Genomic DNA, 12,932 nt, shown 5'->3' on the forward strand with positions numbered 1-12,932 from the left:
AATTGAAATAAAGAGGTTGTTTGAAAACTGGTTTCAGCTTCTAACATGTTTTGACGAACAATAAATTAGATTCCCGAAAAAATTCGGGGCAAGCTCTGAAATAAATTCAGGATGACGATCTTAAAAATTCTTCAAACAGCCTCTTAAATAAGCTTATTCTAAAGTTGAATAATCGCCAATGCTAATTTGGGTAAAGTTCCCGTCAAATTTCGCAAAATTACCTATCATCGCGTTATCCAGTTTTGCATTTCTCACTTCAGCAAAAGTTTGAATTAAGCTATTCTTCACTTCAGCATCAGTAATTTTAGTTCCGTCGCCTACTGAAACATTCGGGCCAATTTTAGCATTTACCAGCTCTACATTTTCGCCAATATAACAAGGCTCGGTAATTTCAGAATTAGTGATCTTCACAGAATCTGAAATCAATTTTTCACCATCCTGGTGAAGGAAATTCAGCATTCTCCCATTGGTTTCTACGGTTACATTTTTGTTTCCGCAATCCATCCATTCATCTACGGTTCCGGTTTTAAAGATCCTGTCTTCGGCCATCATTTTCTTAATACCGTCATTAATCTGGTATTCGCCGCCATGCATCAGGTTTTCATTAAGCACTTCTTCCAGCTTCTCTTTTAAAACCGCAATATCTTTAAAATAGTAAATACCAATTACTGCCTGGTCACTTACAAATTCTATTGGCTTTTCAACCAGTTCTATAATCTCGTTCTTCTCGTTAAGATTCACCACCCCAAAAGCTTCGGGATTAGCTACTTTTTTAGTCCAGATCACCGCATCGGCATCCTTATCAAGTTTGAAGTCAGCTTTTATCAGGGTATCGGCATAAGCTACAACTGCAGGGCCGGAAAGTGACTCCTTCGCGCTAATAATAGCGTGACCAGTCCCCAAAGGTTGGTCCTGACGGTAAATAGAAGCTTTTGCATTTAAGCTTTTTGCCAGACCTTTTAAACTTTCTACAATATCGTCTCCAAAAAAAGCAGGATCGCCCAAAATAAAAGCGATCTCGTCTATTGGTTGGTCAAGAACCTTTGCAATATCTTCTACCAGGCGATGCACGATTGGCTTTCCAGCTACGGGTATTAAAGGTTTTGGTACTGTCAACGTATGAGGACGAAGTCGTGAACCACGACCCGCCATAGGAACTATAATCTTCATTTATTTAATATTTGTCATTTCCGCGCAGGCGGAAATCATTGATTAAAATTAATTTTATATAATATAAGCTTATTAGATAGCTTAATTACTTCCTGTACTTCCAAAGCCACCTGCACCACGAGTGGTTTCTTCCAGCGTCTCAACTTCTTCCCAGGAAATATGTTCGTGTTTAGCAATCACCATTTGAGCTACACGTTCGCCATTTTCTATAGTGAATTCTTCATTAGATAAGTTCACCAAAATCACCCCTATTTCTCCACGGTAATCGGCATCTATGGTGCCGGGGGCGTTTAATACTGTGATTCCTTTTTTGGCAGCCAGGCCGCTTCTTGGTCTCACCTGCGCTTCGTAACCTACCGGAAGCTCAATAAAAAGTCCGGTTTTAACGATAGTTCTCTCTAATGGTTTTAACGTAACAGCTTCAGAAATATTGGCTCTAAGGTCCATTCCTGCTGAAGCTTCAGTTTCGTAATGCGGCAGTTTGTGCGCCGATTTATTGATGATCTTTACTTGCATAGTTAAGATTGTAATATTTTAATTAGTTGTTTTCTTTCAGAAACATATACTGTTCCGAGAAAGACTATTAATAAGCTAATTCCTACGAAATAATTTCCCCGGAAAACATAAAAGGAAAATACCGAAAATAAGACGGAAAGTACTAAATAGCCGCCTATTTTTTTAAGGTTATATGGAATAGGGTAATATTTTCTTCCGTAGAAATAAGAAAGCAGCATCATTACACCGTAAGCCACCAAAGTTGCAATCGCAGAACCGGTGTAGCTTATATACGGAATTAAAATAATGTTGAGCGCAAGGGTAAATAAAGCTCCCACTACAGAGATATAACCGCCGAAACGGGTTCGGTCTGTAATCTTATACCAAACGGAGAGATTATGATATATCCCAAGGAAAAGGTTCGCCAGCAGAATGAGCGGAACAATATGCATTGCCTCCCAGTAAGAGCTATCCTGAATTAATAGTTGCTTTAAAACATCTATAAAAACGATCACGGCCACAAGAATGAAGCTTCCAAAAACCACAAAATACTTGGTGATTATCGCATAGGTTTCCGGTGCATTTTTATTTTCGGCGTGGCTAAAGAAAAAAGGCTCTATTCCCAATCTAAATGCCGTTGCAAAAAGAGTCATGAATAAGGCTAACTTATAACAAGCAGCATAAGCACCAATCTCGGCCCGGGCTATATCCTGCGGAAGTAAATAATCCAGCATAATCCTATCGAAAACTTCGTTTACCGAAAAAGCAAGACCGGCGATTAAAACCGGAAAAGCATAGGACATCATGGATTTCCATAACTTGGCATTAAAGCTAAAATCTATTTTAAAATAGAAAGGCAGCATCATTAACAGCGTAGCACCGCTGGCCACCAGGTTGGAAATAAAGATATAGCTGATCTCAAAATCTGGAATATAGATACTTTGAAAAACTGAATTCTCTATTGCCAAATCTTTTAAAAACAGTAAAAAGAAAATATTAAGCCCCAGGTTTATGCAAACATTTATAATTTTAATTACTGCAAACCGCATAGGTTTTTCAGCTGCTCGAAGCCAGGTAAAAGGGATAATAACCAGGGCGTCCAGCAACAGAATCCAAATAACCAGTTGAATGTATTTAACCGGGATATTTGCCATTTCAGCAATAAAATCCTGTGCTAAAAAAGCTGCTGTAAAAAATAGTATAGAAGTTGCTACAATAGACCAGCCGGAAGTACTTAGTACTTCCCTACTGGTCTTCATTTTATTATAAAATCTAAAAAAAGCGGTTTCCATCCCATAAGCAAGGATGACATTAAAAAACACAAAATAGGCGAAGATTATAGAAACTTCGCCATATTCTTCTTTAGGTAAAACATGGGTGTAAAGCGGCACCATAATCACATTCAGCATACGCGGCAACACCGTGGCGAGACCGTAAACAAAAGTTTGCTGAAATAGTTTTTTAAAGGTACCCAACCGAAGGATAAATTAGATTTTAAGCTTAGTTCTGCGCTTCTATTCCTGTTAGCTTGTAATACTTGGTTTTATCATTTTGAGAAAACACGAGAATAGCTTCATCGTCTTCAAGCTCAAACGGCATTTTTTCCGTTTTTTGTGGCACCCTGTTTTTGTTTTCTTCGGTGGGATCAGAACTCATAATATCCATTCCATCTCCAGTGCTGAAATTAGCCGTAAAGAGATTGGTTTGTTCTTTATCCTGAACCAATGGAGATTTCATTCCTCTAAAATAAACACTATCCATACTTACCCGATTATCCTGGATAACCGCCACAGGAATGTGGAGATCTAACCCATTTTCACCCTGTGTGTAATAAATATCCTGAAACTGGGCGGGAGCGCGTTCCTGCAATTCCTTATTGCTGCCGCAGCCTGTAATTAAGGTTAAAGCGAATATACTGCTGAATAAAAATAGTAGTTTCTTCATAATAGAAAGTTTGTTGTTTAAAAGTACAAAAACAAAACGCATACCAAATAAAAAACCCGTAGTTAACTTACGGGTTTTTAGAACGGAATTACTTCCGGAATATTATTCTTTGGTTTTATCCATTCAATGCCTCGGCACCACCAACAATTTCAAGGATTTCGTTGGTAATAGAAGCCTGTCTGGCTTTGTTGTAAGACAATTTAAGATCATCTCTAAGTTCTTTTGCGTTATCGGTTGCTTTGTGCATCGCCGTCATACGCGCGCCGTGTTCTGAAGCGAAAGAATCTCTTAATGCTTTAAACAATTGCATTTTGAGAGATTTAGGAATAAGCTCTTTTACAATTTCGATCTTTGAAGGCTCAAAAAGGTAATCGAGTTGCTTTTCTTCTTCCGTTTCAAATTGTTCTATAGGCAAGAATTGTTCGTGCTGTACAATTTGAGTAGCTGCATTCTTAAACTGATTGTACACCAATACGATCTTATCGTACTTTTCGTCTAAAAACAATTGCATTAATTCTTCTGCGATTTCCGATACGTTTTCAAAAGAAAGCTCGTCGTAAATTGCATTATTATTCTTATAAACCTCATAGTCCTTTTTAAGAACATCGTTGGCTTTTTTACCAAGCGTATAAAGATCTATCTTTTTAGAATCGTAATCGTTCTTAGCTTTGTACTTAACGGCTTTTACAATATTGGTATTAAAAGCACCCGCCAGGCCCTTATTAGAAGATATAGCTACCATCAACACGTTTTTCACTTCGCGTTCTTCGGCGTATTTGCTACTGGTATCATCATCAAGGGTTGCACTTAAATCCTGTAACAGCTGAGTTAATTTTTCAGAATAAGGTCTCATTTGCGTGATCGCATCCTGAGCCCTGCTCAACTTTGCTGCCGACACCATTTTCATGGCGCTGGTAATCTGCATCGTTGATGATACCGAAGTAATCCTGCTACGTAATTCTTTTAAGTTTGCCATTTTATTTAGTATTGAGTATCGAGTATTTAGATTTTAGACAAAATAAATACTCGATACCTATAATTTATTTAAAGTTTAAATATGAACTTAAGTTTCTAACTGCCTAAGTTCAATACTCAATACTATTTCTTATACTTAGCTGAAAGCTCTTTCGCTACTGAAACCAAGGTATCTGTAACCTCATCGGTTAATTTACCGGCTTTTAGCGTATCTAGCATATCTCTATGCTTAGCGTTAAGATATTCCAGGTAGTCTTTTTCAAATTCCTTCACTTTCTCTACCGGCACATCTTTTAGCAAGTTCTTAGAACCTGCATAAATAATTGCGATCTGGTCTTCTACCGGGTAAGGATCGTTTTCAGCCTGCTTAAGGATTTCCACGTTGCGCTTACCTTTTTGAATAACTCTTAAAGTAGTAGGATCTAGATCTGAACCGAACTTAGCAAAAGCTTCAAGTTCACGATATTGTGCCTGGTCTAATTTTAAAGTACCGGCAACTTTCTTCATAGACTTAATTTGCGCCGAACCACCTACACGTGATACAGAAATACCAACATCAATTGCAGGACGAACCCCAGAGTTAAATAAATCTGAAGTTAGGAAAATCTGCCCATCGGTAATAGAAATTACGTTGGTTGGGATATATGCTGAAACGTCACCTGCTTGTGTTTCAATAATTGGAAGTGCGGTTAAAGAACCTCCTCCTTTTATTTTTCCTTTAAGAGACTCAGGAAGATCGTTCATACTTTGTGCAATATCGTTATCATCAATAACTTTTGCAGCACGCTCTAATAATCTTGAGTGCAAGAAGAAAACATCCCCAGGGTAAGCTTCACGTCCCGGTGGGCGACGTAAAAGCAAAGATACCTCACGGTATGCAACAGCTTGCTTAGAAAGGTCATCATAGATAATCAAAGCAGGACGACCAGTATCTCTAAAGTACTCACCAATAGCAGCACCTGCAAAAGGAGCATAAACCTGCATAGGAGCAGGATCTGAAGCGTTTGCGGCTACGATGGTAGTATATTCCATTGCACCTTTATCTTCAAGTACTTTTGCAATACCTGCTACAGTTGAAGCTTTTTGCCCAATCGCAACATATATACAGTGTACAGGTTCCCCCGCATCGTAAAATTCTTTTTGATTAAGAATGGTGTCAATACAAACGGTAGTCTTACCAGTTTGACGGTCACCAATCACAAGCTCACGCTGCCCTCTACCAACAGGTACCATCGCATCAATAGATTTGATTCCTGTTTGCATTGGTTCACTTACCGGCTGACGATAAATTACACCAGGCGCTTTACGCTCTAATGGCATCTGAAAAGTTTCCCCTTCAATGTCACCTTTACCATCTATAGGATCTCCTAAAGTATCTACTACACGACCAACAATTCCTTCTCCAACGTTGATAGAAGCAATTCTTTCGGTTCTTTTTACTACAGACCCTTCTCTAATATCTTTAGAAGGTCCCAGTAATACGATACCTACATTGTCTTCCTCAAGGTTTAAAACCATTCCTTCAAGGCCGCTTTCAAACTGAACCAATTCCCCGTATTGTGCGTTTGCCAAACCGTAAACGTTAGCGATACCATCACCAACAGTAAGTACAGTTCCCACCTCGTCTAAAGAGGCTCCGCTTTCAAAACCTGATAATTGTTTCTTTAATATTGCTGATACTTCAGCAGGATTTACTTCTGCCATAATTATTTAAGATAAAATGCCACGATAATTGCGTGACGGTTTTTATTAACTTTTTGCAAGCCCATTATGGGCATTTATATAGATGAAATATATGAGTTTGTTTTCAACTCCCTTTTTAGCCTATTAAGGTTTCGGGATACGCTGGCATCATATTGCAGATCGCCAACTCTTAAAACAAAACCTCCTATAATATCTTTATTGACAACATTTTTAATCTTCGCTCCGGTTCCTGTTAATTCCTTCACCTTAGCCAAAATCTTTTCTTCCAGCTCTGCAGTTAATGGAACTGCTGAAGTTACCACAGCTTCCTGAGAACGATTCATTGTATTGTAACGAACTATATAATTTCTCGCTACTAAATCAAGAATATTAATTCTTCCGTTTTCAATAAGCACATCAAAAGCACCTAGCGTGATTTCACCAGCATCCTTAAAAATCTCCTTTAAACTGGCTTTTTTAACCGTTGCGTTTACAACCGGACTTTTAAGCATAGCCGAAAGATCCTCACTTTTTGCGATGGTTTGAGAAATCTGTTGCATATCAGTAAAAACGATATCTGCAGTATTTTTCTCTTTTGCCAAGTCTAAAATGGCTTTGGCGTAACGTTTTGCTGCCCTGGTTCCTTTCATTACTTCTTAGTTTAAGGTAGCATCGTTCAACATCTTATCAATCATCTGATGTTGCTTCTCCTCGGTAGACAATTCTTTTCCAATTACTTTTTCAGCAATTTCTATAGAAAGAGTAGCTACCTGATTTTTAATATCGGCCATAGCTGCACGCTTCTCCATCTCTATGCTCTCTTTAGCCTTAGCTACAATATTATCAGCTTTTTTCTGGGCATCTCCTTCAGCTTCAGAAATCATCTTTTCTTTTAACTGACGTGCTTCTTTAAGAATCTCATCCCTTTCTGCACGAGCTTCCTGTAACAACTTTTCGTTATCCGCCTTTAGATTTTGCATCTCTTTACGTGCATCTTCAGCAGAAGCAAGAGCCTCGTTAATAGACTCTTCCCGAGTTCTTACCGCACCAAGAATTGGCTTCCAGGCGAATTTGGCAAGAATAAGCATCAGCACTAAAAATACGATGGTTTGCCAAAAAATCAGACCAACTTCCGGAGTAATTAAATCCATAATTCTTTATTTATATAATACCTGTTAACATCATTTTTTAAAAAGCCCATTCGCAACCAACCGTTACGAATGGGTTTTTGAAATCTTCTTAGGTGGTCAAAACACCTAACAATGCAGCTACAACTCCAAAAAGAGCAACACCCTCTACAAGTGCAGCAGCAATAATCATTGCAGTCTGGATTTTTCCAGAAGCTTCCGGTTGACGGGCAATAGCGTCCATTGCTGAACCACCAATTTTACCAACGCCAATAGCGGCTCCAACAACTGCTAATCCAGCTCCTAAAGCTGCAAGACCTACGTGTAATAATTCCATAGTATAAAAATTAAAAATTAAAATTAATGATGTTCATGTTCCGCAACTGCCATCCCGATAAACAGGGCAGACAGCATTGTAAAAATAAACGCTTGAAGGAATGCTACTAACAATTCCAGTACTGTGATGAAAAGGGCAAAAGGAACCGAAATCCCGGCAACTCCAGCACTTTCCAGTATAAATATCAATCCTATTAAACTTAATATAATAATGTGACCCGCGGTAATGTTCGCAAATAAACGAATCATAAGTGCTACCGGCTTAATGATTAAACCAAGCACCTCTACCACCGCCAAAATTGGCTTCACAAAAGTAGGTATTCCCGGCATCCATAAAGTATGTTGCCAAAAATCTTTATTTCCGTTTATCAATATTAAAGCAAGGGTAAATAAACCTAAAGAAACGGTAACCGCAATATTACCTGTTACGTTTGCAGCCCCCGGCAACAAACCTAAAAGATTAGTGATCCAGATAAAGAAGAACACTGTCAATAAAAACGGCATAAACTTCATATACTTCTTATCACCAATTTGAGGTCTTGCGATCTCATCGCGAACAAAAAGCACTAAAGTCTCTAATATATTATTGAAACCAGCAGGAGCTTTTTTATTCTTTTTGTGGTGACCGGCCAAACCGAAGAAGAAGACCAACATCAAGATAACGGTTAAGAACATAGCAGCCACGTTCTTTGTTATAGAAAAATCCCAGGGTTTACTGGCATTTAAGACATTATGCTCTTCATCAAACTCAACAGTTTCAGCACCTGCATCTAATTTGTAAATATCTTCGTGATAATTTACAAAACGCATCCCATCTTTCTCTACCACGTGCTGCCCTTCGGTATCGTGGTGAAATTCGCTAGACATGAAAGTAACAAAACCGTCTTCTTCAGTAAAAAGAATTACCGGAAGCGGTAAAGTGAAAGAACTGTCTCCTTCACCAAAAAAATGCCACCCGTGAGAATCACCAATATGGTGCATAATCATGTCGGTAGGATTAAACTCATCTTTGCTTTCTTCTGCCTGAGAATCGTCCTTGGCAAAAGCGTTAAAAGGAAGTAAGGCTAAGGCTAGTGTAAACGTCACTATAATCTTTAAAGATTTATGTGCTATCATAGTACCTGTTCTGCTTAAAATTATGGGCTCTAAATTCGGGTGCAAAGGTATACTTTTAATTTTTATTTGAAAGCACCCCAACTAAAATTTTAGCAAAAGCGTTATTTTTATTATTATAACTGATAAACAGCATCTTAAGCTTTGTTTATTAGTTTCACCGCGTACAGGGTCTCAAAGACCAAATACAAAAAGTAAGGAATAAAAAAGGCAAGAATATTAGCAAACACTGCATTAATCTCGCTTAAGACTAAGGGAAGCAAAAAAATTACCGCTGCCACCATCTTAAATAAACTTAATCCCATAAAAGCAAAACCGGTATTCTCGGTAAAATTTCGATAAACAAAAACCAGGCTTAAATAAATAAGAAATGTAGCCAGGAAATGGAATAGGTAAATACTGAAACTGCTATAATAGAATTCCATTTCTAAAACATAGCGCTGTAACAGAAACTGAATTAACCATAACATTAAAGTAAAAGGAAGCAATCGCTTTAAAAAAGCCAGTAGATCATTTTTCATTTTTTTCGTCTTCTTCGCTCATTTTAATTACACTTCTATAAACCTGATAGAGCGCTATAAAAACCCCTAAAAGTGATAAGCTAATTGTAAATGCAGAATATTTATTCGGAAATTTCCCGTCTAACCAGATCCCTAATAATACACCGCCGGCAATAATGATTCCCATTTGGAAAGCAATATTCACAAAACCCAGGTATTTATTTAAATTATCGTTTTTCATAATTTAAGCTGAAAAAATCTTAATTGATCGGTTGCGGGTATTCCTCTAAATTCTTCTGAATTTGTACAATTCTATAATTTTCTGTTGAAATCTCGATTGGTTCTTTTTCGACTAAATAATCTTCATTAATTTCAAGTAACTCAGCAAAACCTTTTGCCCTGTTAAGATCTTCAAGGCCGTGTACCATTACAAAAACGGCTTCCGGATCATAAACATCTATGGAAACCGAAAGATGATCGTACTTAATTTCTGAAATCGCTGCCGCTATCTTCTCTTTTAAGGCTAAAGCTACTTCCTCTTCTGAAGCCTCAAACCTATAAAGCAGTTTATAATTTTGCTGAAGACTATCGGTATTAAATTCTAAACCACTTAACTGCGGAATTGTTTTATTTAAAATCTCCTGCGCTTTTTTTCCTTCCTGAGTTTGTGGATAAGTTAAAGCCACGTGATTCAATGCGCTTTTATAAGCTTCTAAACCTAAAAGTCTACCGCTGGCCTGGGCTTTTAAAAGTTCCAGCTTAGGAACAATTGCATCCCCGGCAAATTCAGAACTATATTTATTGGTTTCTGCAATCACCTCCGTGAAATTTTGCGCTTCGAAATCACGATAAAGTTCAGCGTAAATTGCTTCTGGAGAATTCTCATCTTCCAGGATGCTTTCAGGATTTAAAATATATGCAGCGTAACGGGAATCTGGGTACTTTTCCAAAATTTCCTGCTTCATTTCTTCAGCCCTAAAACTTTGATTTGTGATTTGATAAATCTGATATAGATTATACATGGAAGGCAAAATAAGGCGCTCATCTGAAGACATTTCTAAAACAGCTTCCAATCTATCTTGCGCCATTTTATATTCCCTGAAATTTTCTTTATAAATTATTCCCAGCTGATAATACGCAAAATCCCTGTCCCGGGTTATGGTATCTAAAACCGCCAAATCGGTCGGAATTTGATCTATATAAGTATAAGGATCAAGCCTTGGATCATTATCTAAAACCTGTTGTGAAAGCCCGGCTTCTTCTGCTACCGCATCTTCGTTTTCAAAATTCACTTCTGCCCAACGCCAGTTATCGGCTAGCGGCCGATCTCCCCACTGATTCAAAAATTTCTGCCTTCCCTGTTGAACTCTGGCTTCATTATAAAAATAAAAAGTACGAGCCGAATTTTGCTGGTTTGAAGCTATCGCAGGTAAAGTTGCCGGCAATACAGCTTTAGCATCATCGGCTTCTAACTGGGCACGCAAACCGGAAGTATAATCTTTAAAATAATCTAATTTCGCAGCTGGCGTCATTTGGCTTAACCGCAGGATGCTATCGTTTTTGTAAGCTACGCCTTCATATTTTATAACGTCTTCTAAATTATCTCTTTTTTTCTTTATAGTTCTAAATTCCCTAAGCTTAGGATCCATCTCTGCCAGGGTACTATCAAAATATTTGCTTGCCAACACATAATTGCTTTGGTCGAAATTAATATTTGCAAGAATTTCATAATTGATAGAGCGCAGATAAATATCGCTGGCGGGTTCTCTTAGAGATTTCTTATAATAATCTACTGCAGTTTCGGTAGAATCTAAACGATTATAATATTCTCCTATTTGAAAATAGATCTTATCCAAAAACGGCCTGTTCTCACGGTCTTCTTCCAGCTCCCGAAGCATTTCCCGCAACTCATAATTATTTCCCTGCCCCAATTGAAAATTACGTGCCTTTTGTACGTAAGCATTGATCATATAAATCCTGGGAGATTTCCTGTTTAGCTCTATAACCTTATCAAAAGCAGCATTAGCCTCCCCAGTTTCCCCTAAACGATTATAAAGCTGTCCCAGTATATAAAAATAGCGACCTTTTTCTTCATTTTTACCGGTAAACTCTGCAGCATTACTTAGCGGAACCACCGCACTATCTAAATGTCTAAGATTGATATAGGCCTGGGCCATTGTAGCACTGGCATCTGCAATATCCTGCTCTTCCAGATACTCCAGGTCCAGCACTTTTTTAAGATTATTGATGGCAAGACGATTATTTTCAAGCCGCATATGTGTTTTTTCGCGCCAAACACGGGCGTGAATAATATTATTACTGGCAGGATAACGTCTTAGGATATAATTAAAAGCTTCCAGGGCAGGAATAAAACGCTGATCGAAATACCGGGCTTTTCCCAGCAATAAATAAGCTTCATCTATTTGCGGATTTCTTTCTTTCCCCTCTATCAGCATCGAGTGACGCTGAATCGCTTTTACCGCTTTTTCTTCGGCATAACCAAAATTCTGATTTCGAACACTATCGGGCAAAACGATGTTTTCATCAATTTGCATACGTTCAATGGGGAGAATATCCCAGTAATTATCGGCGTAGTTTTGGTTAAGCTCTTCCTTTCCCTGTTCCAGGCCAAGATTGCCGTTATAGAGTGTATTATACTCTGTAGTAACAGCGTGCCAGTTTCGATTTACAAAGGTGTTCTTTTTGCGTGAACAGCCAGCGATGCTCCCCACCAGGAGCAATAGTAGAATAAGTTTGGTAATTATATTCAAAATTAACCGTTTCTCGATGGCTTTATAACTAAAAATCAGCTTATTTAGTGTGCAAAAATACGCTTCTTTTTGCAAACGCAAACCAATTCATTATAGTTCTTCTACCGGAGTGGCGCCAACTTCACGCGAAAAATAGCTCTCTAATTCACTTAAAGTAGCTTCAGAAGTTTTAATATCTTTCACCGGTTCGCCCTTATCTAAAACTACAATACGCTCACAAACTTCGGTCACGTGAATAAGATCGTGGCTGGAAATTAGCACCGTAGTTTCCCTGTTTTCAGTAAGTTCTTTAATAATCTTTTTTAGGCGAATTTGAGTGGTAGGATCTAAATTGGCAAAAGGTTCATCTAAGATCACCACTTTTGGGTTTCCTATTAAAGCCGCCACAATGCCAACTTTTTTCTGGTTTCCTTTAGAAAGGTCGCGTAAATATTTTTTTCGGTCTAAAATTTCTCCGTGGAAAAAATCTTCAAAATTGGCTAAGAATGAATCGATATCAGCTTTGTTGGCACCGCGTAATTCGCCGACAAAATAGAAGTATTCTTCAGGGGTTAAATATCCAATAAGAAAACTTTCATCTATAAAAGAAGCGGTAAAAGGTTTCCAGTCTTCGCTTTGGCTTACCGTGATCTCGTGATTAAAAATATTACCGGTAGTTGGTTTAATTAAATCCAGCAATAAGCTGAAGAAAGTTGTTTTTCCGGCCCCGTTATTTCCAACCAGGCCAAAACTTTCTCCTGTTGGGATGTCCAGGTGATCTATATTTAGAACTTTTGTTCCGCGGTATATTTTACTAAGATTCGTAGCTGTTATCATAA

Annotated in this window: 14 protein-coding genes; all 14 read right to left on the minus strand. The window is 38.0% G+C overall.

What is annotated here, in order from left to right:
• Positions 1-153 precede the first annotated feature (153 nt).
• The 14 genes from B5440_RS06425 to B5440_RS06490 all read right to left on the minus strand — a co-directional run bounded on the left by B5440_RS06425 (position 154) and on the right by B5440_RS06490 (position 12,930).
• Positions 154-1,170 (minus strand): sugar phosphate nucleotidyltransferase, encoded by a 1,017-nt coding sequence (locus B5440_RS06425; protein ID WP_070055398.1) that lies wholly within the window; start codon positions 1,168-1,170, stop codon positions 154-156.
• An 81-nt stretch (positions 1,171-1,251) separates the two neighbouring features.
• Positions 1,252-1,686 carry a dUTP diphosphatase gene (gene dut / locus B5440_RS06430; RefSeq protein ID WP_070055399.1) on the minus strand — a complete coding sequence of 145 codons (435 nt, stop codon included), beginning with the start codon at positions 1,684-1,686 and terminating at the stop codon, positions 1,252-1,254.
• 2 nt (positions 1,687-1,688) lie between these two features.
• Positions 1,689-3,140 (minus strand): oligosaccharide flippase family protein, encoded by a 1,452-nt coding sequence (locus B5440_RS06435; protein WP_070055400.1) that lies wholly within the window; start codon positions 3,138-3,140, stop codon positions 1,689-1,691.
• A gap of 25 nt (positions 3,141-3,165) precedes the next feature.
• Positions 3,166-3,609 carry a hypothetical protein gene (locus tag B5440_RS06440; protein WP_070055447.1) on the minus strand — a complete coding sequence of 148 codons (444 nt, stop codon included), beginning with the start codon at positions 3,607-3,609 and terminating at the stop codon, positions 3,166-3,168.
• A gap of 115 nt (positions 3,610-3,724) precedes the next feature.
• Positions 3,725-4,585: an ATP synthase F1 subunit gamma gene (gene atpG, locus B5440_RS06445; RefSeq protein ID WP_070055401.1), complete on the minus strand. Its 861-nt coding sequence runs from the start codon at positions 4,583-4,585 to the stop codon at positions 3,725-3,727.
• Between the two features lie 122 nt (positions 4,586-4,707).
• Positions 4,708-6,288 carry a F0F1 ATP synthase subunit alpha gene (gene atpA / locus B5440_RS06450; RefSeq protein ID WP_070055402.1) on the minus strand — a complete coding sequence of 527 codons (1,581 nt, stop codon included), beginning with the start codon at positions 6,286-6,288 and terminating at the stop codon, positions 4,708-4,710.
• 74 nt (positions 6,289-6,362) lie between these two features.
• A complete protein-coding gene (gene atpH / locus B5440_RS06455) occupies positions 6,363-6,917 on the minus strand; it encodes an ATP synthase F1 subunit delta (protein WP_070055403.1) in 555 nt (184 codons plus the stop codon).
• A gap of 6 nt (positions 6,918-6,923) precedes the next feature.
• Positions 6,924-7,418 carry a F0F1 ATP synthase subunit B gene (locus tag B5440_RS06460; RefSeq protein ID WP_070055404.1) on the minus strand — a complete coding sequence of 165 codons (495 nt, stop codon included), beginning with the start codon at positions 7,416-7,418 and terminating at the stop codon, positions 6,924-6,926.
• An 88-nt stretch (positions 7,419-7,506) separates the two neighbouring features.
• Positions 7,507-7,731 (minus strand): ATP synthase F0 subunit C, encoded by a 225-nt coding sequence (atpE, locus tag B5440_RS06465; protein WP_070055405.1) that lies wholly within the window; start codon positions 7,729-7,731, stop codon positions 7,507-7,509.
• A 23-nt stretch (positions 7,732-7,754) separates the two neighbouring features.
• Positions 7,755-8,846, minus strand: coding sequence for a F0F1 ATP synthase subunit A (atpB, locus tag B5440_RS06470; protein ID WP_070055406.1), 1,092 nt, complete (start codon positions 8,844-8,846; stop codon positions 7,755-7,757).
• A gap of 134 nt (positions 8,847-8,980) precedes the next feature.
• Positions 8,981-9,364, minus strand: a complete 384-nt coding sequence (locus tag B5440_RS06475) for a hypothetical protein (protein ID WP_070055407.1) — start codon at positions 9,362-9,364, stop codon at positions 8,981-8,983.
• Positions 9,354-9,584 carry an AtpZ/AtpI family protein gene (locus B5440_RS06480; RefSeq protein ID WP_057482400.1) on the minus strand — a complete coding sequence of 77 codons (231 nt, stop codon included), beginning with the start codon at positions 9,582-9,584 and terminating at the stop codon, positions 9,354-9,356. Before B5440_RS06480 ends, B5440_RS06475 begins: the two co-directional genes overlap by 11 nt.
• Positions 9,585-9,603: 19 nt before the next feature.
• Positions 9,604-12,114, minus strand: coding sequence for a type IX secretion system periplasmic lipoprotein PorW/SprE (gene porW / locus B5440_RS06485; RefSeq protein ID WP_070055448.1), 2,511 nt, complete (start codon positions 12,112-12,114; stop codon positions 9,604-9,606).
• A 90-nt stretch (positions 12,115-12,204) separates the two neighbouring features.
• On the minus strand, positions 12,205-12,930 hold the full coding sequence (locus tag B5440_RS06490; protein WP_070055408.1) for an ABC transporter ATP-binding protein: 726 nt from the start codon (positions 12,928-12,930) through the stop codon (positions 12,205-12,207).
• Positions 12,931-12,932 lie beyond the last annotated feature (2 nt).

This window comes from Salegentibacter salarius (assembly GCF_900168265.1).
GTDB classification, from domain to species: Bacteria; Bacteroidota; Bacteroidia; order Flavobacteriales; family Flavobacteriaceae; genus Salegentibacter; species Salegentibacter salarius.

Excerpts from the sequence above, each read along its gene's own strand:
- atpH (WP_070055403.1), bottom strand. The coding sequence starts at position 6,917 with ATGAAAGGAACCAGGGCAGCAAAACGTTACGCCAAAGCCATTTTAGAC.
- atpE (WP_070055405.1), bottom strand. The coding sequence starts at position 7,731 with ATGGAATTATTACACGTAGGTCTTGCAGCTTTAGGAGCTGGATTAGCA.
- B5440_RS06425 (WP_070055398.1), bottom strand. The coding sequence starts at position 1,170 with ATGAAGATTATAGTTCCTATGGCGGGTCGTGGTTCACGACTTCGTCCT.
- B5440_RS06480 (WP_057482400.1), bottom strand. The coding sequence starts at position 9,584 with ATGAAAAACGATAATTTAAATAAATACCTGGGTTTTGTGAATATTGCT.
- B5440_RS06460 (WP_070055404.1), bottom strand. The coding sequence starts at position 7,418 with ATGGATTTAATTACTCCGGAAGTTGGTCTGATTTTTTGGCAAACCATC.
- B5440_RS06475 (WP_070055407.1), bottom strand. The coding sequence starts at position 9,364 with ATGAAAAATGATCTACTGGCTTTTTTAAAGCGATTGCTTCCTTTTACT.
- dut (WP_070055399.1), bottom strand. The coding sequence starts at position 1,686 with ATGCAAGTAAAGATCATCAATAAATCGGCGCACAAACTGCCGCATTAC.
- B5440_RS06490 (WP_070055408.1), bottom strand. The coding sequence starts at position 12,930 with ATGATAACAGCTACGAATCTTAGTAAAATATACCGCGGAACAAAAGTT.
- atpA (WP_070055402.1), bottom strand. The coding sequence starts at position 6,288 with ATGGCAGAAGTAAATCCTGCTGAAGTATCAGCAATATTAAAGAAACAA.
- B5440_RS06440 (WP_070055447.1), bottom strand. The coding sequence starts at position 3,609 with ATGAAGAAACTACTATTTTTATTCAGCAGTATATTCGCTTTAACCTTA.
- atpG (WP_070055401.1), bottom strand. The coding sequence starts at position 4,585 with ATGGCAAACTTAAAAGAATTACGTAGCAGGATTACTTCGGTATCATCA.
- atpB (WP_070055406.1), bottom strand. The coding sequence starts at position 8,846 with ATGATAGCACATAAATCTTTAAAGATTATAGTGACGTTTACACTAGCC.